Source organism: Anaerobacillus alkalilacustris (genome assembly GCF_001866005.1).
Taxonomy (GTDB): Bacteria; Bacillota; Bacilli; order Bacillales; family Anaerobacillaceae; genus Anaerobacillus; species Anaerobacillus alkalilacustris.
The window spans coordinates 151,010-176,919 of the sequence record NZ_MLQR01000029.1 but is presented as its reverse complement, the minus strand read 5'-3'; the positions used below and the strand labels follow the sequence as shown (position 1 = coordinate 176,919).

Genomic DNA, 25,910 nt, shown 5'->3' with positions numbered 1-25,910 from the left:
ATGAGTAAAGAAGTTTTAAAGCTTTCTGAAGAAAAAATGAATAAGGCAATTGAAGCACTACGTCGTGAACTTTCTACATTACGTGCAGGCCGTGCTAACCCATCAATTTTGGATAAAATTCATGTAGATTATTACGGTGCATCTACACCATTAAACCAATTAGCTTCAATTACTGTACCAGAAGCCAGGTTATTATTAATACAGCCTTACGACAAATCTGCATTAGCAGATGTGGAGAGAGCTATCCAAAAATCTGACCTAGGGTTAAGTCCGTCTAACGATGGTTCAGTTATCCGTATTACAATTCCACCATTAACTGAAGAAAGACGACGCGAACTAGTGAAATTAGTAAAAAAATCTGCAGAAGATGCAAAGGTTGCCATTCGAAATGTTCGTCGCGATGCAAACGACGATTTAAAGAAACTTCAGAAAGATGGTGAGCTTACAGAAGACGAGTTACGCCGTAGTACTGAAGATGTTCAAAAGTTAACTGATAAAGAAATTGTAAAAATTGATGAAGTTGCAGCTAATAAAGAAAAAGAAATCATGGAAGTGTAAACTTTTTCAATGTAAAATAGAATAATGAATAGACCCTCTATCATAATCAGGGGGTTTTTTTTACACCTTTATGAAAATTAACTTGGCTTGAAGAAATATTTTTATGAAGTGATTATATTTTCTTTCGTTTCGTTCAAGAATGGTAATTAAATCTGTATATACATCTAGTTGTTTTTTATCATTCAATTTGTGAAAAGGTGCTTTATTCTTGACCTTAAGTGGTAACTACCTTCACATTTTTTCATTATTCAGTTTTGGAAGTAATTTTTTGTCACTTATTACATAGGTCAATTTTTTTCAAGCTTAGGTTACAATTAACATTGTGATATATTTGCTTATCATATACAATTGTTAAGGTGTTTGATTTAGTAATATATATGTTTTTCTAGCACGTTAGGAAGTATAAAAATTTAGCAAGGATGACTTGCGACGTGAATTACGTATTCTATTGGGGGACAAGAACATGCTTGAAAAGTTCTCATACTGGAAGGTAAAATCAAAAAAAGAGAATAAGGCAGATAATAAAAATTTAGAAAATATACCTAAGCACGTAGCGATAATAATGGACGGCAACGGCCGTTGGGCTAAAAAAAGAGGTTTACCTCGTATTGCTGGACACCGTGAAGGTATGAATGTAATTAATAAAATTGTTAAAAAAGCAAATCAATTAGGAATAGAAGTTTTAACTTTATATGCTTTTTCTACCGAAAATTGGAAACGACCGAAAAATGAAGTCGATTTTTTAATGCGGTTACCTGAACGTTATTTAAGTGTAGAGTTACCAAAACTTATCGAGGAAAATGTACAGATCCGTTTTATGGGCTGTATGAACAATCTCCCTAACCATACAATTCAAGCAATCGAAAAAGCAGTTGAACAAACAAAAAGCAATACTGGTTTAATCTTAAATTTTGCGCTGAATTATGGGAGTCGGGATGAAATCGTTTTTGCTATACAAAATATAGCCAAAGAAGCTGCAAGTGGTCATCTAGATCTAAACTCTATAAACCATGAGCTTGTTTCAAAATATTTAATGACAGAAGAACTGAGAGATCCTGACTTATTAATACGAACGAGTGGAGAGATTCGTCTTAGTAACTTTATGTTATGGCAACTTGCCTATACTGAGTTTTGGTTTACTGATATACTTTGGCCAGATTTTTCAGAAGAACACTTTTTAGAAGCACTTCATGTGTATCAGCAACGAATTCGGCGTTTTGGGGGTATATAGAAAGGAGCAATATACTAATGAAAGAGAGAATTATTACAGGGGTTATTGCTGGCTTAGCGTTTATATTGTTAATAATCATAGGTGGGTTACCATTTACACTATTTATTATGCTATTAGCCTCAATTGCGATGATAGAATTGTTAAGAATGAAGCATATCTCCCCATATTCAATTATGGGTATATTAAGTTTGTTATTCATGTGGGTACTCCTAGTACCAAATCAATGGATAGAACCATACATTCCTCACATTAATAGAACTGAATTGTTTTTATCTTTTATTCTAATTTTTTTAGCAATAACTGTTATTAGCAAAAACTCTTATACGTTTGATGAAGTTGGCTTTGTTATTATTTCTTCTGTTTATGTTGGATTTGGTTTTCACTTTTTGATTGAAACTAGACTTGCAGAACTTGGGTTATGGCTTGTGTTTTTTATTTTATTTTTAATATGGGCAACAGATACTGGAGCCTACTTCTTTGGGAGAGCAATTGGAAAGAGAAAATTGTGGCCTGATATTAGTCCTAAAAAAACGATTGAAGGTTCAATCGGTGGAATTGGATGTGCTCTAGCAGTTGGTCTAATTTTTAATTGGCTTGTTCCTATTTTTGATTCTTTATTTACAGTTCTCTTAATAAGCATAGTTGTTTCGATTGTTGGACAATTGGGTGATCTAGTTGAGTCTGCATTAAAAAGACATTATTCTGTAAAGGATTCTGGCAATATTCTACCAGGTCACGGTGGCATTTTAGACCGCTTTGATAGCTTAATATTTGTTATGCCAATACTATATTTATTCCATTTTATATAATAATTTGGCTAAACATTTCATTTTTAATAAGTAAACAATACATAAATATATGATTGTCTATTACAATGTTATGAGGAGTATATAAATGAAAAAAATAAGTTTGTTAGGGTCAACTGGTTCAATAGGAACCCAGACATTAGAGGTGATAAGAAAACACCCGGACAAGTTTAGTCTTGAAGCGCTATCGATTGGAAAGAATATCGATTTGGGCTTAAAGCAAATACATGAGTTTAAGCCTAAGCTTGTATCCGTACAATTTAAAGATGATTACGATAAACTTCTTAAAGAAATACCAAAGGATGTACAGTTACTTTATGGGGCAGAAGGTTTAGAAGAGGTAGCAGCGAATAATGATGCTAATATTTTAGTAAATGCTGTACTTGGTAGTGTAGGGTTAAAACCTACATTATCTGCTATTAAAGCAGGTAAGACGATTGCCATTGCTAACAAAGAAACCTTAGTTACTGCAGGACATATTGTAACGAGCGAGGCAAAAAAATACAACGTTCAGCTTTTACCAATTGATAGTGAACATTCAGCTATTTTTCAATGTTTACAGCAAGAAAATCTAGTAGAGGTTGAGAAGTTAATTCTTACTGCCTCAGGCGGTAGTTTTCGAGATAGAGATCGCTCCGAGTTGAAAGATGTTACTGTTAAAGACGCACTAAATCATCCTAATTGGTCAATGGGAGCAAAAATAACCATTGATTCAGCAACGATGATGAACAAGGGTCTTGAGGTTATAGAAGCCTTTTGGTTGTTTCAGATTCCCTATGATAAAATTGAGGTCATTCTTCACAAAGAAAGTATCATACATTCTATGGTGGAGTTTGTAGATAGTAGTGTCATTGCTCAATTAGGTACTCCGGATATGAAAGTACCAATCCAATATGCGTTAACCTATCCTAATAGAATTAAATTTCAAGAATCTAATCGTTTAAAGCTATGGGATGTGGGGAAATTACATTTTGCTAAACCATCGTTTGACCGATATCGCTGTCTACGTTTTGCTTATGATGCAGGAAAGTCTGGTGGGACCATGCCCGTTGTATTAAATGCAGCAAATGAAGAAGCCGTTTCATTATTTTTAGATGGTAAAATTTCTTTCCTGCAAATAGAAGAAGCTATCGAACGGGCATTACTTCAACATCAAAATATTATATCTCCGACTTTAGAAGTCATCCAAGAAATTGATGAAGAAACAAGAAAGTTTGTTCGAAATGTAATGGTTAAATAATAGATCGCAATGAAGAAGATCATTGTGAAATAAATGTAAAGGTTGTGATCAGGATGAACACCTTAATTTCCATTATTATTATTTTTGGGTTGTTAGTATTCATTCATGAACTTGGACACTTAATTTTCGCTAAAAGAGCAGGTATTCTATGTAGAGAGTTTGCAATTGGTTTTGGTCCTAAACTTTTTTCATTTAAAAAGGATGAGACGGTTTATACTATTCGCTTATTACCGTTAGGTGGGTTTGTGAGAATGGCTGGAGAAGATCCAGAGATGATCGAAATCAAACCAGGCTATCAAATTGGTTTAGTTTTTACACCAACAGGAAAAGTGAAGGATATTGTTATTAATAATAAATCGAAACATCCTAATGCAAGGGTTATTACTGTAGAAAAGATTGATTTAGAACATCAATTATTCATTCAAGGTTATGACGAAGATAATGAGTTTCGAACATATTATGTAGATCCAAAAGCAGATTATATTTATGATGAACAACGCACACAAATTGCACCACATAATAGACAATTTGGTTCTAAAACTTTGTCACAAAGGGCGATTGCTATTTTTGCAGGACCTTTTATGAATTTTGCGTTAGCTGCAGTAATTTTAATGGCTTTTTCCTTAATTCAAGGAATGCCTGTAAATAAACCGATTGTAGGCGATGTAATTCCGGATGGAGCAGCTATTGAAGCAGGACTTCAAAAAGGTGACTTAGTAGTAGCGATTGACGGTAAGCCACTTGAAACATGGGATGATCTAACAAGTGTGATACAAAAAAGTCCGAATCAAGAACTTACATTTATGATCAATCGCAACGGTGAAGTATTTAGTGTGGCCATTGTTCCAGATGAACGAATAGGTGTTAACGAACAAAAAGATGGTTTTATAGGGGTTTATCCGCCTACTGAATTTGCTCTTTTTGGATCAATTATGTTTGGTTTAACTCAAACATATGAATACATTGTACTTATAATTGAGAGTTTAGGGATGTTAATTACAGGCCAATTCACACTCGACCATTTATCTGGGCCAGTTGGAATATATAATTATACTGGTCAAGCTGCCGAGATGGGGATTTTAGTATTAATGCAATGGGCTGCGATATTGAGTGTTAACTTAGGTATTATTAATTTATTACCTCTGCCTGCATTAGACGGTGGGAGGTTGATTTTCATTGGTTTAGAAGCTGTCCGTGGAAAACCAATTGACCCACAAAAAGAAGGTATTGTTCATTTCGTTGGCTTTGCACTTCTGATGTTGCTAATGTTAGTAGTTACTTGGAATGATATTAATAAGTTCTTCTTGTAAAAATTAAAATAGTCACTATTATAAACCTAGAAACTATTTAGTGCTTTACTAAAAAGGAATTATAACTTTCTAAAGGCGGAAAGTGCCGAGCTTTAGCGTATACCCGCTTTAGGTCCTTACCCCTATTACATGAAGCCATGTAGCGTGTTTCTTGTTATAGGTCTTTCGCCGGTTTGAGGCGCTCGCGCTTATTGTAACAAGGTAAGAAAGTATAAAATTTCTAACTTGGAAATTGTCTAGCGCAAGCAGCCTACGAGCTCGGTCACTACTTCAGTCCTTTCGCACGTGACCAAGCGCTTGCGCTTTTCTTATATAATCAGAATTTATAAAATTTCTAACTTGGAAACTGTCTAGCTTCAGGCGCCATCGGCTCGATCACTTCAGTTCGTTAATTGCGGTCAAAGAGCAGACCGCTACTTGCCGACCTTCCAGTGTTTGTCGCCGATAGGCGGGCGCCTTACGCTTTTCTTGTAATAGTATCAAATATTTTAGTTGTTAATTTAGAATTTCATAATACAGATATCTGAGACTAAAATGTTATATATAGTTGAATAACTACATTAACAGCTAGATATAGTTTGATGTTGCTCGATTAATAAAATTATGAAATTAATTTAATTGAAAAAATAATAGAGGTGTTTCTATGAGGCAAAATCATTTTTTAAGTCCAACTTTAAGGGACGTGCCATCTGATGCAGAAGTTACTAGCCACCAGTTGATGTTACGTGCTGGATTAATTAGACAAACTGCATCTGGTTTATACTCTTTTTTACCGCTAGGGATGCGAGCCTTGCAAAAGGTTGAAAATATAGTTCGACAAGAAATGGATGAAGCAGGTGCACAAGAACTTCTTATGCCAGCCATTCAACCAGCAGAACTTTGGCAAGAGAGTGGACGTTGGGATGCATATGGTCCTGAGTTAATGCGTTTTAACGATAGACATAATCGTGAGTTTGCTTTAGGACCAACACATGAAGAGGTAATAACCACTATTGTTAGAGATGATGTAAAATCATACAAAAAGTTACCGATGAATTTATATCAAATTCAAACAAAATTCAGAGATGAAAGAAGACCGCGCTTCGGAGTGTTAAGGTCTCGAGAATTTATAATGAAAGATGCTTATTCTTTTGATATAAATCAAGAAGGTCTTGATAAAAGTTATACAAAAATGTATGAAGCATATACAAACATTTTTACTAGATGTGGGCTAGATTTTCGAGCAGTCGTTGCTGATTCTGGTGCAATAGGTGGTAAAGACACTCACGAATTTATGGTACTTTCAAGCATCGGTGAAGATACAATTGCTTATTCAAGTGAAAGCAACTATGCAGCAAATATTGAAATAGCACCTGTGGTTGCACAATATGAGAAAAGTGGCGAAGATTTATTAGAGTTAGAAAGATTTGATACCCCAGATCTAAAAACCATTGAAGAACTAGAAACTTCTTTATCTATTAGTAAAGAAAAGTTAATCAAGGCAGTCCTATTTATCGTTGATGAAAAGCCTGTACTAGTTTTAGTACGTGGTGATCATGAAGTCAATGATGTGAAAATTAAGCATTTTTATGAGGCGAAAAAGGTGGAACTTGCTACTGCAGATCAAACAATTAAATTCATGAATTGTGAACTTGGGTTTATTGGTCCTGTCAACGTAACTACAGATGTTGATGTGTTAGCTGATACTGCTGTAGAATTTATTAGTAATGGTGTTTGTGGTGCTAACGAGAAGGACAAACACTTTAAAAATGTAAACCCGGACAGAGATTTTTCTGTGAAACAATATCTTGATTTACGTTTTATTAAAGAAGGAGATCCTTCTCCTGATGGCAAAGGTATAATTCGGTTTGCTGAAGGTATTGAAGTTGGGCATGTTTTTAAATTAGGTACTCGTTATAGTGAGGCGATGGGTGCTAATTTCCTAGATGAAAACGGCAAATCAAAGCCAATGATTATGGGTTGTTACGGAATTGGTATTTCGCGTACAGTTGCGGCAATTATTGAGCAAAATCATGATGAAAAAGGAATTGTATGGCCAACATCTGTAGCTCCATTTGATCTTCATCTAATTACGGTTAACTCGAAAAATGTCGAACAAAAAGAGTTGTCAGAAAACTTATATAAACAACTAAAGCAAGAAGGTTACGATGTACTATTTGATGATCGTGCTGAAAGACCAGGTGTAAAATTTACCGATGCTGACCTTATCGGTTTACCTGTACGGATTACAGTTGGGAAGAAGGCAACAGAAGGAATTGTTGAAGTGAAAATTCGTAAATCTGATGAGGTTATAGAAGTTCCCACTGACCAACTTCTATCTACATTAGAAGATTACATTAAACGACAAGGTTAAAAAGTTTCAAGAATAACATAAATGGTACCTTGCTTGGTGGGGGTACCATTTACTATGTAAACAAAAATAAAGAAGGGGGATCATAATGAACGAAGATAGACGAATACGCATGGAACGGTTCCAATTACTCCTCCAGCAAATATTATTTCCTGAAGACCTTACACAACAGTTTTTAAATAATGGCGTTATCCATAAGCTTTCAATTTTTAAAAATGAAAAAAAATGGCAGTTTGATTTCGAATTTGAAAGAATATTACCCTTTCATGTCTTTCAACTTTTTCATGATCGAATAGGACAAGCTTTTAGTCATATAGCATCGGTATCGTTTACTATTCGTTATACTAATACAAAAGTTGACAATAAAGTTGTTTTGAGTTATTGGCCATATCTAGTAGAATGCTTAGAAGGTTTTTCCCCATCAATTATTCAATTTCTAAAAGGGCAAACCCCAGTTATTGAAGGGAATAAATTATCGATTAATGTAAGAAATGAAACAGAGGCTATCGCTTTAAGTAGAAAGCTGAAAGAGCCTATTAAAGAATCTTTTTTAAAACTTGGTTTTCCGAACTATCTAGTAGAAACAGTTGTTAAAGAATCGAAGAAGGAGTTCCAACAGTTTGTGGAACAAAAAGAACAAGAAGATCATTCGAAAATGGTTGCAGCTATGATTGAAAAGCAAAAACAAGAAAAAAGAGCAGAGAAAATGATTCAGTCAAGTGAAGCATTGACAATAGGTTATCAAATTAAGGATGATATCGTACCGATTGAAACTATCCAAGATGAAGAAAAGAAGATTGCAATTCAAGGGTATGTATTTGATGCGGAGACACGTGAATTAAGAAGTGGGCGAACGCTTTTAACATTTAAGATCACAGATTATACTGACTCAATACTTGTAAAAATATTTTCAAATGATAAAGAAGATGTGCCTCTTCTCCAAGCAGTAAAAAAAGGTATTTGGGTTAAGGTTCGAGGCGGAGTTCAACATGATACGTTTGTCCGCGATTTAGTAATGATTGCTAAAGACATTAATGAAGTAAAGCCCGTCCAAAAACAAGATTTAGCTCCAGATGATGAAAAGCGAGTAGAATTACACCTCCACACTCCAATGAGTCAAATGGATGCAGTCACTTCATGTAGTCGTTTAGTAGAGCAAGCAAGTAAATGGGGCCATAAAGCTATTGCCATTACAGACCACGGCATCGTTCAATCATTTCCAGAAGCCTATGGTTCTGGAAAAAAACATGGGATTAAAATATTATATGGAGTTGAAGCAAACTTAGTTGATGATGGTGTGCCTATTGCGTATAACACGCAAAAAAGATTACTAAGTGAGGAAACTTATGTAGTATTTGACGTTGAAACCACAGGGTTATCCGCTGTCTATAATACGATTATAGAACTTGCCGCTGTAAAAATTAAAAATGGTGAAATTATCGATCGATTTGAATCATTTGCAGATCCTCATGAAAAGTTAACGAATACGATCATTGACTTAACAGGAATTACCGATGATATGTTAGTTGGTGCTCCAGAGATTGGAGATGTTCTAAAAGACTTCAAAGAATGGATTAACGACGATATTTTAGTTGCTCATAATGCAAGTTTCGATATGGGATTTATTAATGCCGGGTTTCGAAAAATAGGTTTCAGTGATTGTGAAAATCCGGTCATTGATACACTAGAATTGGCTAGGTTCCTTTATCCAGAATTGAAAAATCATCGACTGAATAATCTTTGTAAAAAGTTTGATATTGAGTTAGTTAGTCACCACCGTGCAATTTATGACGCAGAAGCAACCGGCTATTTATTATGGAAATTGCTTAAGGATTGTATCGAAAAAGAAATATTGTACCATGATCGTTTAAATGACAATATGGGTAAAGGGGACTTCCATCGCTTAAGACCTTCTCATTGTATTCTACTAGCAAAAACCCAAGTAGGATTAAAGAATCTATACAAACTTGTTTCTTATTCGCATCTTGAGTTTTTCCATAGGACGCCTAGGATCCCAAGATCTTTATTAGAGAAGCATCGAGAGGGAATTATAGTTGGTTCTGGTTGTGATAAAGGCGAAGTTTTTGAAGCGATGATGCAAAAGTCTAGTGATGAAGTAGAAAAGACCGCTAAATTTTATGACTACCTTGAAGTTCAACCACCTTCGAATTATTATCACTTAATTGAAAAAGAGCTAGTTCGTGATGAATTGGCATTAAAAGAAATTATCAAAAATATTGTTTCTTTAGGTGAAAAATTAAATATACCTGTTGTTGCAACTGGAAATGTTCATTATTTACATCCCAATGACGGTATTTATCGGAAAATTTTAATTGCTAGCCAAGGTGGGGCGAACCCATTAAATAAACAAAAACTACCGGAAGTTCATTTTCGTACAACTGACGAAATGTTGGAGTGTTTTCAATTTTTAAGTAAGGAAAAAGCAAAAGAGGTTGTCGTAACAAATACTCAAAAAATTGCTGATGATATAGAAGTTTTAAAGCCAATTCCAGATGATTTATATACACCTAAAATTGAAGGTGCTGAGGAAGAAATAAGGCAGATGAGCTATGGACGTGCAAGAAGTATTTATGGAGAGAATTTGCCGGAAATCGTTGAGGCAAGACTTGAAAAAGAATTAAAGAGTATTATCGGTCATGGGTTTGCTGTTATTTATTTAATCTCTCATAAACTTGTAAAAAAGTCTTTAGATGACGGTTATCTTGTTGGTTCACGTGGATCGGTAGGTTCTTCTTTAGTTGCAACGATGACAGAAATTACGGAAGTAAATCCATTACCACCACATTACGTATGTCCAAGTTGTCATCACTCTCACTTTTTTGATGATGGTTCTGTAGGTTCTGGATTTGACCTACCAGATAAAGATTGCCCAGAGTGCGGTACGAAATACGTAAAAGATGGACATGATATTCCTTTCGAAACATTCCTTGGTTTCAAAGGGGATAAAGTTCCTGATATCGATCTCAGTGCGTCACGTTGCTAATTGAAAAGATTAGCCACTAGCTATTATGCTAGGAGAACTGCTATTTCGAAGTGTGGAATGACGGAGTAACGCCCTGAAACACACTCACTGAAGCTGCGGCAGGCATAAGGAGTATTGCAAAATCAACTTTTGTCTGAAGCCCGCTAAAGTAGGCTGAAGGTCACCCTAACAGTACGGCTGAGGAAAGGGAGCTATAAAGTTTCTGTGAACGATAGGTCTGGTGTCTATAAAATCTATATGGTTAGTATCAGTAGAATAACTGGGACGAACCCTCGACTGACTTCTCGTAAATGTCACATATCAGAAATGGTATGGGTTCCTATTAGGAATTTTGAGTGTGGATGAGTAAACGTTTGGTTATGAAAATCCATACTGTGTTACAGGCACAGTCAAGCTCAACGGGATTTAGGGGGAACCTAAGTAGATTATGTACAGATAGAAATAGTGGAACGTGAGAAGCTTCCAACACATCAGAAGGTTGCACTTCGCTAAAAGTGTTTCTATGGAAAAGCAACAGCTATAACATAGATTTATGGAAGTGGCAGTGATGCCGTAGTACCGCTTACAAGATTGCCTATGATGACTGAATAACCAATAAGTCGGAGGATAAAACATTCTTGAGGGAAGGGCATTAGTCGTTAACGTCGAAACAAACCTATAAAAGTCAGGTTCTAGTAAGACTTAAAGAAACGAAAACTTTCGAAAGGAAGTGATTAGTTGACTGACTTAATGATACAAAAGTTGAGAAACAACGAATACTTTGGTATGCAAGACCAGTTGGATAGTCTTTATGAAGAAAGTGAAAATGGTAGATACTTTAAAAACCTTTATGACTTTATCATATCGGAAGAGAACATTAGACTAGCATATCGAAATATCAAAAGTAACACTGGAAGCAAAACAAAAGGCACAAATGGACATACCATCAAACATCTACAAAGTATGGATATTAAAAAGCTTGTGGCAATAACAAGAAAAAGACTTATTAACTATGAACCGCATTCTGTAAAAAGGGTACTGATACCTAAACCAAACGGTGATATGAGACCACTTGGAATTCCAACGATAGAGGACAGGTTAATTCAGCAAATGTTTTTGCAAATCCTCGAACCTATTGTGGAAGGCAAGTTTAACTCAAATAGCTTTGGATTTAGACCCAAGAGAAGTACCCATGACGCTTTAGCTAGATGCTATCATTTAGTTAATCACAGCTTCAATCACTATGTGGTAGATATAGATATAAAAGGATTTTTCGACAATGTTAATCACACCAAGCTTCTCAAACAACTATGGACCATTGGTATACGGGACAAAAAAGTATTATCAATTATTAAGAAAATGCTGAAAGCGGAAATCAAAGGAATTGGAGTACCAGATAAGGGTACACCACAGGGCGGAATACTATCGCCCCTACTCGCAAATGTTGTTTTGAACGAGTTTGACTGGTGGATATCAAATCAATGGGAAACAAAACCTACGAGAATACCTTATAAATTAAAAAGAAACAAAACAGATGCTCTTAAAAAGACGAAACTGAAACCAATGTACCTTGTAAGATACGCGGACGATTTTAAAATCTTTACGAATTCTTATAATAATGCCAAGAAAATCAAAATAGCTGTTGAAAAGTGGTTACAATAAAGACTTGGTTTAGAAACAAGTAAAGAAAAAAGCAAAATCACAAACCTCCGCAAAAACGGTACCGACTTCTTAGGAGTACGGTTCAGAGCAGTTAAAAAGGGAACTGGAAAAACAGGATATATAGTAAACTCTAAAATGAGTCCTAAATCCAAAAATAAGGTAGAAGAAGTAATTAGGCATAAACTGATTAAGATAAGAAAAAGTCCAACACCAGGAAAAATTATGATGTACAACGCCAATATCCTTGGGATGCAGAACTATTACAAGATAGCTACAAGAGTATCTCAAGACTTTAACGATATAAGGCATAAAGTACACAAAAATATTAAATCACTTTTGTACAGAAACATTTTCAACATGACTCAAGAGAAAAACAAAGTGATTGAAAAATTTTACACTGGTTACCGATGTCCTAGATTTAAAAGTAATGGCATATTAGTATATCCGATGGAAGCAGTTAAACATGATATACGCGGTCAACGAAAACCAGAATTTACAATCTATAATGCGAATGACCGAAAAGCCATTCATAAAGAGATAAAAATCGTATCCGTTACTGAAATAGAAATGTTTAGAAAAGGTACCTATAAATCCAAAAGCGTAAAATACGAAGATAATCGTCTAAGTAGATACGTTGCCCAAAAAGGTTGTTGTGGAATAACGGGTGAAAGATTAACTCCGTTCAATGCAATATGTCACCACAAAAAACCAACTGCCCAAGGTGGAACTGATGATTATGATAATCTAATAATTATCAAAAAAGATTACCATATGCTAATCCATAATAATAATCCAACAACAAATCCAAAGTACAAAGCAATACTTGAGACTTTTGATTTAAAAGCAGTTAAAAAACTAAATCAGTTAAGCACGGAAGTAGGAAATCCAAAACTTAGCTGAATAACTTCGACAATGTTAACGATGGAACGCCGTATGACACTGAAAGGGTCACGTACGGTGTGAGATGGGGGAAAAGCTGGAGATAACTTCAAATGCTTACCTATCATCATATTTTTCTGGAGATTACCAGCCAAGGGCTCATAATTATACAAAAGAACTGTTCGGTGTTGATTATGTTTATCGCGCAGGTACAATCGGTACTGTTGCTGAAAAAACAGCATACGGATATGTGAAGGGATATCAAAGTGATTTTAACTTGCAAATGCGAGGAGCTGAGATTGATCGTCTTGTATCTGGATGTACAGGAGTGAAACGAACGACCGGTCAACACCCTGGTGGAATTATTGTTGTTCCAGACTATATGGAAATTTTTGATTTTTGTCCAATCCAATTTCCAGCTGACGATAAAACATCAGAATGGAAAACAACACACTTTGATTTTCACTCTATTCATGATAATTTATTAAAATTAGATATTCTTGGACACGATGACCCAACCGTAATACGTATGCTACAAGATTTAAGTGGTATTGATCCGAAGACAATTCCAACTGATGACCATGAAGTATTTAAATTATTTAGTGGAACTGAATCTCTCGGAGTTTCAGAAGAGCAAATTATGTGTAAAACTGGCACGTATGGTATACCAGAGTTTGGAACCAAATTTGTTAGACAGATGCTTGAAGAAACAAAGCCTTCTACATTTAGCGAACTTGTCCAAATCTCTGGATTATCACATGGGACAGATGTTTGGTTAAATAACGCAAATGAATTAATTCAAGACGGGACATGTGTCCTAAAAGAAGTAATTGGTTGTCGTGATGATATTATGGTTTATTTAATTTATAAAGGGTTAGAACCTTCTTTAGCTTTTAAAATTATGGAGAGCGTACGTAAAGGTAAAGGTTTAAGTGAAGAATGGATTGAAGAAATGAAGAAAAACAATGTTCCTGATTGGTATATAGGATCTTGTTTGAAGATAAAATATATGTTCCCGAAGGCGCACGCCGCTGCTTATGTATTAATGGCGGTTCGAATTGCCTATTTTAAAGTTCACCACCCAATTTTATTTTACGCAGCTTATTTTACTGTTAGAGCTGATGACTTTGATTTAGATTCGATGGTAAGAGGATCAGCTTCAATTCGTGTGAAAATTGAAGAAATTGCTGCAAAGGGATTAGATGCGTCACCAAAGGAGAAGAGTTTACTCACAGTTCTTGAACTTGCATTAGAAATGTGTGAAAGAGGATTTTCGTTTAAAAAGGTAGATCTTTATCGTTCGAGTGCTACAGAGTTTTTAGTAGAAGATAAAACACTAATACCTCCTTTTAATGCAATGACAGGGGTTGGAACGAATGCTGCGATAAACATCGTAAAAGCACGAGAAAGTGGTGAATTTCTTTCGAAAGAAGATCTCCAACAGCGGAGCAAAATTACAAAGACAGTTTTAGAAAATTTAGATGAGCACGGTTGTCTAGAAGGTTTACCAGAATCAAATCAATTGTCACTTTTCTAACGGGGAATACATCATAACTCTAACCACCTTGCATAAATTTAGGGTTTATGTTATATTTTTGAGGTAATACTTAGAATAGGTGCACACAAAAAGAGTGGGGAAACCCACTCTTTCGTTTTACTGTAAGAAGACCTACATAAAAAAATGGTGAAAATATAAGTCAAACTAACTTCTTTTTTTATTATGAAAATGTTCGTTATTAATCGACATATATTGATGTTTTTTTGATTGGGCATAATAAAAATAATTAAAGCCTTATTCTATCTTATTAATCAGTAAATTTGATTTAGTTTGAAGAACTACCATAATTATTTGCCCAATAAGTTTACTTGTAAGGAGGGACAACAATGAGTAAGAATGTAACTGGTATTGTAGAACAATTAGTTTTGCCTATTCTAAATGAAATGCAACTAGAGCTAGTCGATGTTGAATTCAAAAAAGAAGGAAAAAATTGGTTTTTGCGTGTGTTTATTGACTCTGAAAATGGTGTAGATATTGAAGACTGCGGAACAGTAAGTGAACGATTGAGTGAACTACTAGACGAAAAAGACCCAATAACTCAAGCATATTTCCTTGAAGTATCATCTCCTGGAGCTGAACGCCCACTTAAGAAAGAGAAGGATGTTGAAAAAGCGATAGGAAAGAATATTTATGTAACTACATATGAACCAATTCAAGGAGAAAAGGCATTTGAAGGTAAGTTAGTAACATTTGATGGAAAAGACTTAACTATTTCCACTAAACAAAAAACGAGAACAATTAATGTGATAATTCCTTATGAAAAAGTTGCTAGTGCAAGACTGGCTGTTGTTTTTTAAGTTAAATAAGTTCTACACTTAAGATACCAAGCACTTTTCTTAAAATCGAAAGGGGGAGAAATGCTCCATGAATAGTGATTTTATGGATGCGTTAACGACGTTAGAAAAAGATAAGGGAATTAGCAAAGAGATTATTATTGAAGCTATTGAAGCAGCGCTAATTTCCGGTTATAAACGAAACTTTAACCAGGCACAAAATGTACGTGTTGACATAAACCGAGAAAATGGTAGTATTCGTGTTTTTGCTAGAAAGCAAGTGGTTGAAGAAGTATTTGACTCTAGATTAGAAATCTCAGAAGGAGCTGCTAAAGCAATCAATCCACAATATGAAGTTGATGATATTGTAGAAATTGAAGTGACGCCAAAAGATTTCGGCCGTATTGCAGCTCAAACTGCAAAACAAGTTGTTACTCAGCGAGTTCGTGAAGCTGAAAGAGGAATAATTTATGCAGACTTTATTGACCGTGAAGAAGATATTATGACAGGAATTGTTCAACGACAAGATAGTCGTTTTATTTATGTAGACTTAGGTAAAGTTGAAGCCCTACTACCATTAACTGAACAAATGCCTAATGAAACTTATAAGCACAACGATCGCATTAAGGCCTACATAACAAAAGTTGAAAAAACAACAAAGGGTCCTCAAATTTTAATTTCAAGGACTCATCCTGGATTATTAAAAAGACTTTTTGAATTAGAAGTCCCAGAAATTTTTGATGGTACGGTTGAGATTAAATCTGTTGCCCGTGAAGCTGGAGATCGTTCGAAAATTTCAGTCCATGCTGAAAACCCAGAAGTTGATCCTGTTGGTTCTTGTGTTGGTCCTAAGGGTCAGAGAGTTCAAACCATTGTTAATGAACTTAAAGGTGAGAAAATTGACATTGTTCGTTGGTGTGAAGACCCGGTTGAATATGTAGCAAACGCATTAAGTCCTGCTAAAGTTCTGCAAGTAAAAGTAGATGAAGAGGAGAAAATGACTCAAGTTATTGTTCCTGATTATCAATTATCTTTAGCTATCGGAAAAAGAGGGCAAAATGCTCGACTAGCGGCTAAATTAACAGGTTGGAAAATTGACATAAAGAGTCAATCTGATGCAGAAAGTCTTGGATTGTATAATCCAAATGAAAGTGAAGAGGTTAATCAACAAGAAGAAAGCTTTGAAGAGCTAGAGTAAAAGGGTGGATCGGCTATGAAAAAACGCAAAATTCCACTTCGTAAATGTGTTGTTACAAATGAGATGAAGCCTAAAAAAGAATTAATTAGGATCGTACGTACTCCTGCAGGCGAAGTCGTTATTGACTCTACAGGTAAAAAGTCCGGTAGAGGTGCTTATGTAAGTAATAGTCAAGAATGTTTTGAAGAGGCAAAAAGGAAAGATGTTTTTTCCCGACACTTAAATGTAAAAGTAAGCAGTGAAATATATGACCAACTTATCAAAGATCGAATTAAAGGAGATTCTCAATGAAGCAGCCACAATGGTTTTCCCTTCTAGGTCTTGCTACAAGGGCTAGAAAACTAGTTACTGGGGAAGAACTTGTAATAAAAGGTATACGGAAGAAAAATGTTTATCTTGTGATAGTGGCAGATGACGCCTCTTTATCAACAAAAAAGAAAATTCAAGATAAATGTAATTTTTATAATGTCCCTTTAAAATTTACAGGTAATAGAGAGATGCTAGGTTCAGCAATTGGAAAACATGAACGTGTTGTAGTGGGTGTAATTGACGAAGGATTTGCCACTAAGCTCCTTTCAATTCTTTAAATAAACTTGTTGAAATGCTGGATGAACAAGACCATGTTCACAAGGGAGGAAAGCAAATGAAAAAGATGCGAGTATATGAATATGCAAAAGAGAAGAACATTTCTAGTAAAGAAATAATTGAAAAATTAAAAACGTTAAATATCGAGGTAACTAACCATATGTCAGTAATTACTGAAGAAGCTATGAAAAAGTTAGAAGTTGAGCCAGTAGAAAACGAAGGTGAAAAAAGTGTTTCTAATTCTCATACAAAAGAGGGAAAAGGAAGCAACGAAAAAAGCCCTTCCGAAAACAATAATAAGAAAAATGACCAAGCTATAAAAAATAATCAATCGAAAAGAAATGATAAAAAACGTAACAATAAAAATAACCAAAAATCATTTCAAGTAGATAAGAAAGAAAATGTGAAAACTATGCCTACTAAAATTACTTATTCTGGATCCATTACAGTTGGAGAATTAGCTAAGAAGCTTCATAAAGAACCATCAGAGCTTATTAAAAAATTAATGTTTCTTGGGGTTATGGCTACCATTAACCAAGAGATAGATAAAGATTCAATTGAATTAATAGCTAGTGATTATGGTGTTGAAGTAGAAGAAGAAATCATTTTAGAAGTAACGGATTTTGAGCGCTATGAAGAAGATGACGATCCAAAGGATATAAAGGAAAGACCACCAGTTGTTACTATTATGGGGCATGTCGATCATGGAAAAACAACTCTTCTAGATTCGATTCGCCACACAAAAGTAACAGCAGGTGAAGCTGGTGGGATCACTCAACACATAGGTGCTTATCAAGTAGAAGTTAATGATAAGAAAATTACTTTTCTAGACACTCCAGGACATGCTGCATTTACAACAATGCGAGCTCGTGGAGCACAAGTAACTGATATTACTATATTAGTTGTTGCAGCCGACGATGGAGTGATGCCGCAAACAGTTGAAGCAATTAATCATGCAAAAGCAGCAAAAGTTCCTATTATCGTTGCTGTTAATAAAATGGATAAGGAAGCTGCAAACCCTGATCGCGTGATGCAAGAGTTAACAGAACATGGCTTAGTAGCTGAAGCTTGGGGTGGAGATACAATTTTTGTTCCTGTTTCTGCACTTAAAGGCGAAGGTATTGATGAGTTGTTAGAAATGATTCTATTAGTCGCTGAAGTTGAAGAATATAAAGCGAATCCAAAAGCTTACGCACGTGGAACTGTAGTTGAAGCAGAATTGGACAAAGGTCGAGGAGCCGTAGCAACATTACTTGTTCAATCAGGAACATTGCACGTGGGTGATCCTATTGTTGTTGGAAACACGTTTGGACGTGTCCGTGCAATGGTAAATGATATTGGACGACGTGTTAAAACAGCAGGACCTTCAGCACCTGTAGAAATTACAGGTCTTAGTGATGTTCCGCGAGCTGGAGATCAATTTTTAGTTTTTAAAGACGAGAAAACAGCTCGTTCAGTTGGTGAAGCTCGTGCGGTGAAACAGCGTGAAGCTGAGCGTTCTGAAAATAGTAGAGTAAGCTTAGATGACTTATTTAACCAGATCCAACAAGGTGACATCAAAGAAATTAATGTCATTATTAAAGGCGACGTTCAAGGTTCTGTAGAAGCAATGAAAGGTTCACTAGAGAAAATTGATGTTGAAGGTGTAAAAGTTAACATTATCCATACGGGTGTAGGTGCTATTACTGAATCCGATATTATTTTAGCAAGTGCTTCAAATGCAATTGTAATTGGCTTTAATGTACGTCCTGACGTAAATGCAAAACGTACAGCTGATAGTGAAAAAGTAGATATTAGATTACATCGGGTTATTTATAATGCGATTGACGAAATTGAAGCTGCAATGAAGGGTATGCTTGATCCAGAATTTGAAGAAAAAGTAATTGGGCAGGTTGAAGTTCGTACAACGTTTAAAGTCTCAAAAGTAGGAACGATTGCCGGTTGTTATGTTACTGAAGGAAAAGTTACTCGTGATTCAACAGTTCGTCTAATTCGTGATGGTATTGTTATTTATGAAGGGAAAATTGATGCACTTAAACGCTTTAAAGATGATGTTAAAGAAGTTGCAACTAACTATGAGTGTGGAATTACTCTTGAAAGATTCAATGATATTAAAGAAGGCGATATTATTGAGGCATATGTCATGGAGGAAATTAAACGTTCATGATTGGATCTGTAACATGTGAATGTGTCATTTATGATGTGCAGTCACTGAAACAGAAACGATCCGTACTTAAAAGTATAATAAGCCGTTTAAAGCAAAGGCTAAATATAGCAGTATCAGAAACTGGTTATCAAAACTTATGGCAACGTGCAGAAATTTCTATCGTTACTGTTGCAAGTGATAAGGTAGTAGCTGAAAAAGAATTAAATAAAGCTTTAGCTATGATTGATTCAACTCCTGAAATTGAGCGAACCATCACAAACTTTGAATGGTTTTAATAGTTCAAGAAGTCTAATTATGCTAGAGGATTGTTAATAAGGCGAAAGCGACCCGGTCACGAGCGCAAGTAGCTGGATCCAGACAATTTTTCAATCTCAGAATTTTATAAATTCTTATCTTTTAAGATAAACTAAAGCTTTGGTTATATAATGCGAAAAGCACAAGGTGTTCTATTGAGGTGATATAAATGAGTGTTCGTCCGAATCGTGTTGCAGAGCAAATTAAAAAGGAAATGACTGACATTCTTCAAAGGGAACTAAAGGATCCAAGAATTGGATTTGTTACTGTTACAGGAGTGGAAGTTACCGGAGATCTACAACAAGCAAAAATCTATATTACAGTTCTTGGGAATGATGAGCAAAAAGAAGCTACTTTACAAGGTCTTTCTAAAGCAACTGGTTTTATTCGTTCGGAAATTGGGAAGAGAATTAGGCTAAGAAAAACACCTGAACTTCTTTTCAAGTTTGACGAGTCAATCGATTATGGCAATAAGATCGAATCTTTACTTGGAGAAATTAATCGTCAGAACGATCAATAATAATGGACAAAGGGGATAGTAGTTTGCTATCCTCTTTCCTCTGTATATAATTATATAAAATTGATTGAAGTGGTGAAAAATATGGAACTACAAGGAATATTAGCTTTACATAAACCGAAAGGGATGACCTCTCACGATTGTGTAGCTAAATTAAGAAGAATATTAAAGACGAGAAAAATCGGTCATACCGGAACATTAGATCCAGAGGTTACTGGGGTACTTCCTATTTGTATTGGGAGAGCCACTAAAGTTGCACAATATATGTCTGATTATTCGAAAACATATGAGGGTGAGGTTACCATTGGCTTTTCGACAACTACAGAAGATTTTACAGGTGAAAAGCTTGAGGAAAAAGTTGTTGAAAGGTTATTTTCTTGCCAAGAAATAAACGAAGTATTACAATCTTTTACGGGTGAAATAGAACAGATTCCTCCAATGTATTCTGCGGTAAAGGTTAAGGGGAAAAAGCTCTATGAATACGCACGAGAGGGAAAGACAGTTGAGCGTCCAGTACGACATGTAAACATACATGAATTAACTTTGTTAACAGAACCGTTACTTATTGATGGAAATAAAGTAAAATTTTCTTTTCGCGTCCATTGTAGTAAAGGAACGTACGTGCGAACACTAGCAGTGGATATAGGAAAAAAACTTGGTTATCCTGCTCATATGTCGGCACTTGTTCGGACTGCATCAGGTCCCTTTCAATTAGAGCACTGCCTTACTTTTGAAGAAATAGAAAATAAATTTACAAATAATGAACTTCAAGCTTCACTACTGAAAATTGATGATGCACTTTCATTTTTAAAACGGATCGTTATAAATGATGCAACAGCACTAAAAGTCATGAATGGAATGGTATTACCTATTCCTATAGAGATAGATGAAAATCGTTTTACCATTTATAATAAAAATGGAGAATGCTTAGCCATCTATATAAAGCATCCCACTAAACAAGGGTTAATGAAGCCAGAAAAGGTATTGAAAAACGATCAAGTATAAGATAATTGTTGCATAAAAAAGTTATAAATGTAAGAGTTTGATCAATTAACATATTACTATATTGAGGTGGAAATGTTGGAAACAATTGTACTGTCACATCCTCATCAATTAAAAATGGAAAATTGTAAACCAACAGTCATAGCATTAGGTTTTTTTGATGGTGTTCATCTAGGGCATCAAAGAGTAATTCTTACAGCAAAAGAAATTGCTCATGAAAAGCAAATGCAAAGTGCAGTTATGACATTTAGCCCTCACCCGAAAGAAGTACTTAGGAAACAAGAGGGAGAAATGCTTTACTTAAGTCCATTGCCAGAGAAAATTGAGCTTATAAGAAAATTAGGTGTAGATGTTTTATACATAGTAGATTTCACCAAAGAATTTGCTAATCTAACACCACAACAGTTTGTAGATAAGTATTTAATAGAATTAAATGTAAAGCATGTTGTGGCTGGATTCGACTATTCTTATGGCAAGCTAGGAAAAGGAACGATGGAAACTCTTCCTTTTCATTCTAGAAAATCTTTTTCTCAAACAACAATTCAGAAGGTAGAAAAAGATTTAGAAAAGGTGAGTTCTACTTATATTAGAAAATTATTAGCTAATGGAGAAGTTTCTCAGGTTCCTGAATATTTAGGGAGGTATTATGAAGTTTTAGGTAAGGTTGTCCATGGTGAAAAGCGCGGACGCCTCATTGGTTTTCCAACAGCAAATGTTGAAACAGACGGGTACCTATTACCTGCAACAGGTGTTTACGCTGTATGTATGAAAGTAGACGGTCGTAATTATGAAGGAGTTTGTAATATAGGATATAAACCAACATTCCATGGAAATAAAAAAACGTACCTTGCTGTTGAAATTCATTTATTTGATTTTAATGACATGATTTACGATAAGGATGTACGTATTAAATGGATAAAACGGATCAGGAGTGAGCTAAAGTTTCCAACAATTCAAGACCTTATTAACCAAATTGAAACAGATAAAGCAGTAGCTAAGCATATTTTAACCAAATTAAATTTGTGTTCTTGCAATTCATGACAAAACAATGTATTCTAATATATGTACGTTTGTACAAAACCTTTCCTTGGCAAAATCGAGTCACCGACGTTTGCTAGGGATTAGGGGATAAATAATAAGGAGGTGAATTAGGATGGCATTAACTCAAGAGCGTAAAAATGAAATCATTGAAACGTTTAAAGTTCACGATACTGACACTGGTTCTCCAGAGGTTCAGATCGCTATCCTAACGGAGCAAATCAATACGTTAAACGGTCATTTACGTACTCACAAAAAGGATCATCACTCACGTCGTGGTCTTTTAAAAATGGTTGGACAACGTCGTAACTTACTTACGTATTTACGTAATAAGGATGTATCGCGTTATCGTAACTTAGTTGATAAGCTCGGTTTACGCCGATAGTAGAGAAAGCGGGATTCGTCCCGCTTTTTTCTTAGTTTTATTTATTGGAAAAAGTTCTTAATTACTGCATAATAAATCTTTGTTAAAAGGCTTTTGAATTTACATATTTAAGGAAATAATAAGGGCTAAGTAATTAATAATTAAATTTTTGAAAACGAGAGGAGTTACTCGTAAAAATGGGACAAGAAACACAAAAGTTTTCGATGAATTGGGCAGGTCGCGAATTATCGTTTGAAATTGGCGAGTTTGCCAAACAGGCAAATGGTGCAGTAATGGTTAGATATGGTGAAACAGCAGTACTTTGTACTGTTACTGCTTCTAAATCACCTAAGCCACTAAATTTCTTTCCACTTACAGTGAACTATGAAGAACGGCTTTATGCTGCTGGTAAAATTCCTGGAGGTTTTATAAAACGAGAAGGCCGTCCAAGTGAAAATGCAATTTTAACAAGCCGCTTAATTGATCGTCCGATCCGACCACTCTTCCCAGAGGGATTCCGTAATGAGGTACAAGTAGTTAGTATTGTTATGAGTATTGATCAAAACTGTTCTTCTGAAATGGCAGCTATGGTCGGATCATCACTAGCATTATGTATTTCAGACATTCCTTTTGATGGTCCAATTGCTGGGGTAACAGTAGGTCGTATTGACGGTGAGTTTATGGTTAACCCTACCACTGAACAATTGGAAAAAAGTGACATCCACCTTGTTGTTGCGGGTACAAAAGATGCTATTAACATGGTTGAAGCTGGGGCAGAAGAAGTATCGGAAGAAGTTATGTTAGAAGCGATTATGTATGGGCATGAGGAGATTAAGCGTCTTGTTGCTTTCCAAGAAGAAATAGTTGCAAAACTAGGCAACATTGAAAAAATGGATGTCATCCTTCATGAAATTGATGCAGATTTAAATACATCTGTCCGTGAATTAGCTGAATCGGAATTAAGAGAGGCCGTTCAAGTTCAGGAGAAACATGCGAGACAAGCTGCTATTGATGTAGTTATGGAAAAAGCAGTCGCTCATTTTGAAGAAAATGAAAATATAAATTTAGAAGAAGTAAAAGAAGTTCTTCACAAAATAGTAAAAGAAGAAGTGAGACGATTAATCACGAAAGAAAAGATTCGACCTGATGGTAGAGCTAAAGATGAAATTCGTCCTTTATCTTCTAAAATTGATATTTTACCTAGAACACATGGTTCTGGACTTTTTACGCGAGGTCAAACACAAGCCTTAAGCATTTGTACACTTGGAGCATTAGGAGATGTCCAAATTCTTGATGGGTTAGGAATTGAGGAAACTAAACGTTTTATGCATCACTATAACTTCCCATTATTTAGTGTTGGTGAAACTGGTCCTATTAGAGGCCCAGGACGAAGAGAGATTGGACATGGCGCCCTTGGTGAGCGAGCTCTAGAACCAATCATTCCTTCTGAAAAAACTTTCCCTTATACCATTCGTCTTGTTTCTGAAGTCTTAGAATCAAATGGTTCTACTTCACAAGCAAGTATATGTGCTAGCACATTGGCAATGATGGCTGCGGGAGTCCCGATTAAATCACCAGTAGCTGGGATTGCAATGGGATTAATTTCTGATGGTGAAGACTATACAGTATTAACGGATATTCAAGGTATGGAAGATCACTTAGGTGATATGGACTTTAAAGTAGCCGGAACAAATGAAGGGGTTACTGCTATACAGATGGATATAAAGATTTCCGGTATTAATCGTGAAATTTTACAAGAAGCTTTAGAACAAGCAAGGCAAGGTCGTCTTCAAATTCTTGATAATATGCTTGAGGCAATTAATGAACCGAAGGCTGAGCTTTCTGAATACGCACCAAAAATATTAATGATGAGTATTAACCCAGATAAAATTAGAGATGTGATCGGGCCAAGTGGTAAAGTCATTAATAAGATTATTGAAGAAACTGGCGTGAAAATTGACATTGAACAAGATGGTACAGTATTTATTGCATCGACAAATCAGGATATGAATGCAAAAGCAAAACAAATCATTGAAGATATTGTACGTGAAGTAGAAGTCGGCCAAACTTATTTAGGTACTGTAAAACGTATCGAAAAATTTGGAGCGTTTGTTGAGTTGTTTAAAGGCAAAGATGGACTTGTTCACATTTCTCAACTTGCTGAAGAGCGAGTGAATAAAGTTGAAGATGTTGTTCAAATAGGTGATGAAATTCTTGTAAAAGTAACAGAAGTTGATAACCAAGGCAGAGTGAATTTGTCACGTAAGGCAATATTAAAAGAACAAAAGCAAGAAAGTTAACATTAGAGGCTGGGAAATAAACCAGTCTCTTTTCTCTATTCCATTTGTTCTACCTCGTCCAAACAGTGCATATTTTTTAGTACAGGGGGGGACATTTAATGGTAAAGAAGTTTATTTTACAAATTTGTACATTTTTTATTATAATTGTTTTATCAATTGGCTCCATTCAAAATCCATATTCAACGAATTACATAAAAGAAATCAAAGCGGATAGTCGATCGGTTGCTACATTTAATGATCCACTATTTATAGAATTAAAACAGTACGCCGATGAAAGAAACGTACCACCTATTGATGCGGTCGTTGATAGGGTGTGGAAAGCAATTCCTGGACTTAATGGGTTAGAGATTGATATTGAGGCTTCTTATGAGAAAATGAGAAAGGACGGAGAATTTTTAGAAAATAGGTTAGTTTATAAACAAGTTCCTCCAACTATTCATTTGAGTGATCTACCTTCAGCTCCAATTTACCGCGGAAATCCTGAAAAAAAAATGGTCACTCTATTAGTTAATGTAGCATGGGGAAATGACTATTTACCACAAATGCTAAAAATTATGAATGCACATAATGTTAAATCTACCTTTTTCCTAGATGGATCATGGACGAAAAAAAATCCAACATTAGCTAAAATGATTATTGATGAGGGGCATGAAATAGGGAATCATGCATATTCACATCCTGATATGAAAAAAATGACTAATGCAAGAATTAGAGAAGAAATAAAAAAGACAAACGAAGTTATTTATGCCACATTAGAAGTAAAGCCGAAATGGTTTGCCCCTCCCAGTGGGAGCTACCGACAAGATGTAGTTGACATAGCAAGAAGTATGGATATGTATACCATATTATGGACAGTTGATACAGTCGATTGGCGTAACCCTGAACCAAGTGCCATGGCACAACGTGTAATACAAAAAGTAGAGCCTGGCTCTATGATTTTAATGCATCCAACAGCAAGTGCTACAGGTGGGTTAGAACAATTAATTACTGGGTTAAAAGCAAAAGGATATCAAATTAGTACTGTTTCAAATCTACTTAGTGAAGAACGAATTTCTAATGGAGGCTTTACTGAGGGATATTGAAACAATTTTAGGA

The 25,910-nt window shown here is 35.3% G+C and carries 18 protein-coding genes and 3 pseudogenes; all 21 read left to right on the top strand.

Going from position 1 to position 25,910, the window contains the following annotated elements:
• The 21 genes and pseudogenes from frr to BKP37_RS11400 all read left to right on the top strand — a co-directional run bounded on the left by frr (window position 1) and on the right by BKP37_RS11400 (window position 25,897).
• The gene (gene frr, locus BKP37_RS11500; protein ID WP_071309733.1) at window positions 1–558 is read left to right on the top strand and encodes a ribosome recycling factor; all 558 of its coding nucleotides are present in this window, start codon (window positions 1–3) and stop codon (window positions 556–558) included.
• A gap of 463 nt (window positions 559–1,021) precedes the next feature.
• Window positions 1,022–1,789 carry an undecaprenyl pyrophosphate synthase gene (locus tag BKP37_RS11495; protein ID WP_071309732.1) on the top strand — a complete coding sequence of 256 codons (768 nt, stop codon included), beginning with the start codon at window positions 1,022–1,024 and terminating at the stop codon, window positions 1,787–1,789.
• A gap of 17 nt (window positions 1,790–1,806) precedes the next feature.
• Entirely contained in the window at window positions 1,807–2,598 is a 792-nt protein-coding gene (locus BKP37_RS11490; RefSeq protein ID WP_071309731.1) for a phosphatidate cytidylyltransferase, read from the top strand.
• An 85-nt stretch (window positions 2,599–2,683) separates the two neighbouring features.
• Complete coding sequence (gene dxr, locus BKP37_RS11485; protein WP_071309730.1) at window positions 2,684–3,835, top strand: 1-deoxy-D-xylulose-5-phosphate reductoisomerase; 1,152 nt, start codon at window positions 2,684–2,686, stop codon at window positions 3,833–3,835.
• 53 nt (window positions 3,836–3,888) lie between these two features.
• Window positions 3,889–5,145 carry an RIP metalloprotease RseP gene (rseP, locus tag BKP37_RS11480; protein ID WP_071309729.1) on the top strand — a complete coding sequence of 419 codons (1,257 nt, stop codon included), beginning with the start codon at window positions 3,889–3,891 and terminating at the stop codon, window positions 5,143–5,145.
• A 643-nt stretch (window positions 5,146–5,788) separates the two neighbouring features.
• Window positions 5,789–7,498 carry a proline--tRNA ligase gene (locus BKP37_RS11475; protein ID WP_071309728.1) on the top strand — a complete coding sequence of 570 codons (1,710 nt, stop codon included), beginning with the start codon at window positions 5,789–5,791 and terminating at the stop codon, window positions 7,496–7,498.
• Window positions 7,499–7,583: 85 nt separating this feature from the next.
• Window positions 7,584–10,490, top strand: a pseudogene (locus tag BKP37_RS11470) (PolC-type DNA polymerase III); the annotation flags it as partial.
• 738 nt (window positions 10,491–11,228) lie between these two features.
• Window positions 11,229–13,040 (top strand): annotated as a pseudogene (gene ltrA / locus BKP37_RS21025) (group II intron reverse transcriptase/maturase).
• A 112-nt stretch (window positions 13,041–13,152) separates the two neighbouring features.
• Window positions 13,153–14,556 (top strand): annotated as a pseudogene (locus BKP37_RS11460) (PolC-type DNA polymerase III); the annotation flags it as partial.
• 347 nt (window positions 14,557–14,903) lie between these two features.
• Window positions 14,904–15,374: a ribosome maturation factor RimP gene (gene rimP / locus BKP37_RS11455; RefSeq protein ID WP_071309727.1), complete on the top strand. Its 471-nt coding sequence runs from the start codon at window positions 14,904–14,906 to the stop codon at window positions 15,372–15,374.
• Between the two features lie 67 nt (window positions 15,375–15,441).
• Window positions 15,442–16,548, top strand: a complete 1,107-nt coding sequence (nusA, locus tag BKP37_RS11450) for a transcription termination factor NusA (RefSeq protein ID WP_071309726.1) — start codon at window positions 15,442–15,444, stop codon at window positions 16,546–16,548.
• A gap of 15 nt (window positions 16,549–16,563) precedes the next feature.
• Window positions 16,564–16,839 (top strand): RNase P modulator RnpM, encoded by a 276-nt coding sequence (gene rnpM / locus BKP37_RS11445; protein ID WP_071309725.1) that lies wholly within the window; start codon window positions 16,564–16,566, stop codon window positions 16,837–16,839.
• Complete coding sequence (locus BKP37_RS11440) at window positions 16,836–17,135, top strand: YlxQ family RNA-binding protein (protein WP_071309724.1); 300 nt, start codon at window positions 16,836–16,838, stop codon at window positions 17,133–17,135. The genes rnpM and BKP37_RS11440 overlap by 4 nt, the downstream gene beginning before the upstream one ends.
• A 56-nt stretch (window positions 17,136–17,191) precedes the next feature.
• On the top strand, window positions 17,192–19,300 hold the full coding sequence (gene infB, locus BKP37_RS11435) for a translation initiation factor IF-2 (RefSeq protein ID WP_071309723.1): 2,109 nt from the start codon (window positions 17,192–17,194) through the stop codon (window positions 19,298–19,300).
• Window positions 19,297–19,575 carry a DUF503 domain-containing protein gene (locus BKP37_RS11430; RefSeq protein ID WP_071309722.1) on the top strand — a complete coding sequence of 93 codons (279 nt, stop codon included), beginning with the start codon at window positions 19,297–19,299 and terminating at the stop codon, window positions 19,573–19,575. The genes infB and BKP37_RS11430 overlap by 4 nt, the downstream gene beginning before the upstream one ends.
• Window positions 19,576–19,763: 188 nt before the next feature.
• On the top strand, window positions 19,764–20,114 hold the full coding sequence (gene rbfA / locus BKP37_RS11425) for a 30S ribosome-binding factor RbfA (RefSeq protein ID WP_071309721.1): 351 nt from the start codon (window positions 19,764–19,766) through the stop codon (window positions 20,112–20,114).
• 81 nt (window positions 20,115–20,195) lie between these two features.
• Complete coding sequence (truB, locus tag BKP37_RS11420) at window positions 20,196–21,116, top strand: tRNA pseudouridine(55) synthase TruB (protein WP_071309720.1); 921 nt, start codon at window positions 20,196–20,198, stop codon at window positions 21,114–21,116.
• 75 nt (window positions 21,117–21,191) lie between these two features.
• The gene (gene ribF / locus BKP37_RS11415; protein WP_071309719.1) at window positions 21,192–22,154 is read left to right on the top strand and encodes a bifunctional riboflavin kinase/FAD synthetase; all 963 of its coding nucleotides are present in this window, start codon (window positions 21,192–21,194) and stop codon (window positions 22,152–22,154) included.
• Window positions 22,155–22,266: 112 nt separating this feature from the next.
• Entirely contained in the window at window positions 22,267–22,536 is a 270-nt protein-coding gene (gene rpsO, locus BKP37_RS11410) for a 30S ribosomal protein S15 (RefSeq protein ID WP_071309718.1), read from the top strand.
• A 176-nt stretch (window positions 22,537–22,712) separates the two neighbouring features.
• The gene (locus BKP37_RS11405) at window positions 22,713–24,815 is read left to right on the top strand and encodes a polyribonucleotide nucleotidyltransferase (protein ID WP_071309717.1); all 2,103 of its coding nucleotides are present in this window, start codon (window positions 22,713–22,715) and stop codon (window positions 24,813–24,815) included.
• 98 nt (window positions 24,816–24,913) lie between these two features.
• Entirely contained in the window at window positions 24,914–25,897 is a 984-nt protein-coding gene (locus BKP37_RS11400) for a polysaccharide deacetylase family protein (RefSeq protein ID WP_071309716.1), read from the top strand.
• Window positions 25,898–25,910 lie beyond the last annotated feature (13 nt).

Bases quoted from the DNA above. Each gene is read 5' to 3' on its own strand.
- frr (WP_071309733.1), top strand. From the start codon at position 1: ATGAGTAAAGAAGTTTTAAAGCTTTCTGAAGAAAAAATGAATAAGGCA.
- BKP37_RS11495 (WP_071309732.1), top strand. From the start codon at position 1,022: ATGCTTGAAAAGTTCTCATACTGGAAGGTAAAATCAAAAAAAGAGAAT.
- BKP37_RS11490 (WP_071309731.1), top strand. From the start codon at position 1,807: ATGAAAGAGAGAATTATTACAGGGGTTATTGCTGGCTTAGCGTTTATA.
- dxr (WP_071309730.1), top strand. From the start codon at position 2,684: ATGAAAAAAATAAGTTTGTTAGGGTCAACTGGTTCAATAGGAACCCAG.
- rseP (WP_071309729.1), top strand. From the start codon at position 3,889: ATGAACACCTTAATTTCCATTATTATTATTTTTGGGTTGTTAGTATTC.
- BKP37_RS11475 (WP_071309728.1), top strand. From the start codon at position 5,789: ATGAGGCAAAATCATTTTTTAAGTCCAACTTTAAGGGACGTGCCATCT.
- rimP (WP_071309727.1), top strand. From the start codon at position 14,904: ATGAGTAAGAATGTAACTGGTATTGTAGAACAATTAGTTTTGCCTATT.
- nusA (WP_071309726.1), top strand. From the start codon at position 15,442: ATGAATAGTGATTTTATGGATGCGTTAACGACGTTAGAAAAAGATAAG.
- rnpM (WP_071309725.1), top strand. From the start codon at position 16,564: ATGAAAAAACGCAAAATTCCACTTCGTAAATGTGTTGTTACAAATGAG.
- BKP37_RS11440 (WP_071309724.1), top strand. From the start codon at position 16,836: ATGAAGCAGCCACAATGGTTTTCCCTTCTAGGTCTTGCTACAAGGGCT.
- infB (WP_071309723.1), top strand. From the start codon at position 17,192: ATGAAAAAGATGCGAGTATATGAATATGCAAAAGAGAAGAACATTTCT.
- BKP37_RS11430 (WP_071309722.1), top strand. From the start codon at position 19,297: ATGATTGGATCTGTAACATGTGAATGTGTCATTTATGATGTGCAGTCA.
- rbfA (WP_071309721.1), top strand. From the start codon at position 19,764: ATGAGTGTTCGTCCGAATCGTGTTGCAGAGCAAATTAAAAAGGAAATG.
- truB (WP_071309720.1), top strand. From the start codon at position 20,196: ATGGAACTACAAGGAATATTAGCTTTACATAAACCGAAAGGGATGACC.
- rpsO (WP_071309718.1), top strand. From the start codon at position 22,267: ATGGCATTAACTCAAGAGCGTAAAAATGAAATCATTGAAACGTTTAAA.
- BKP37_RS11405 (WP_071309717.1), top strand. From the start codon at position 22,713: ATGGGACAAGAAACACAAAAGTTTTCGATGAATTGGGCAGGTCGCGAA.
- BKP37_RS11400 (WP_071309716.1), top strand. From the start codon at position 24,914: ATGGTAAAGAAGTTTATTTTACAAATTTGTACATTTTTTATTATAATT.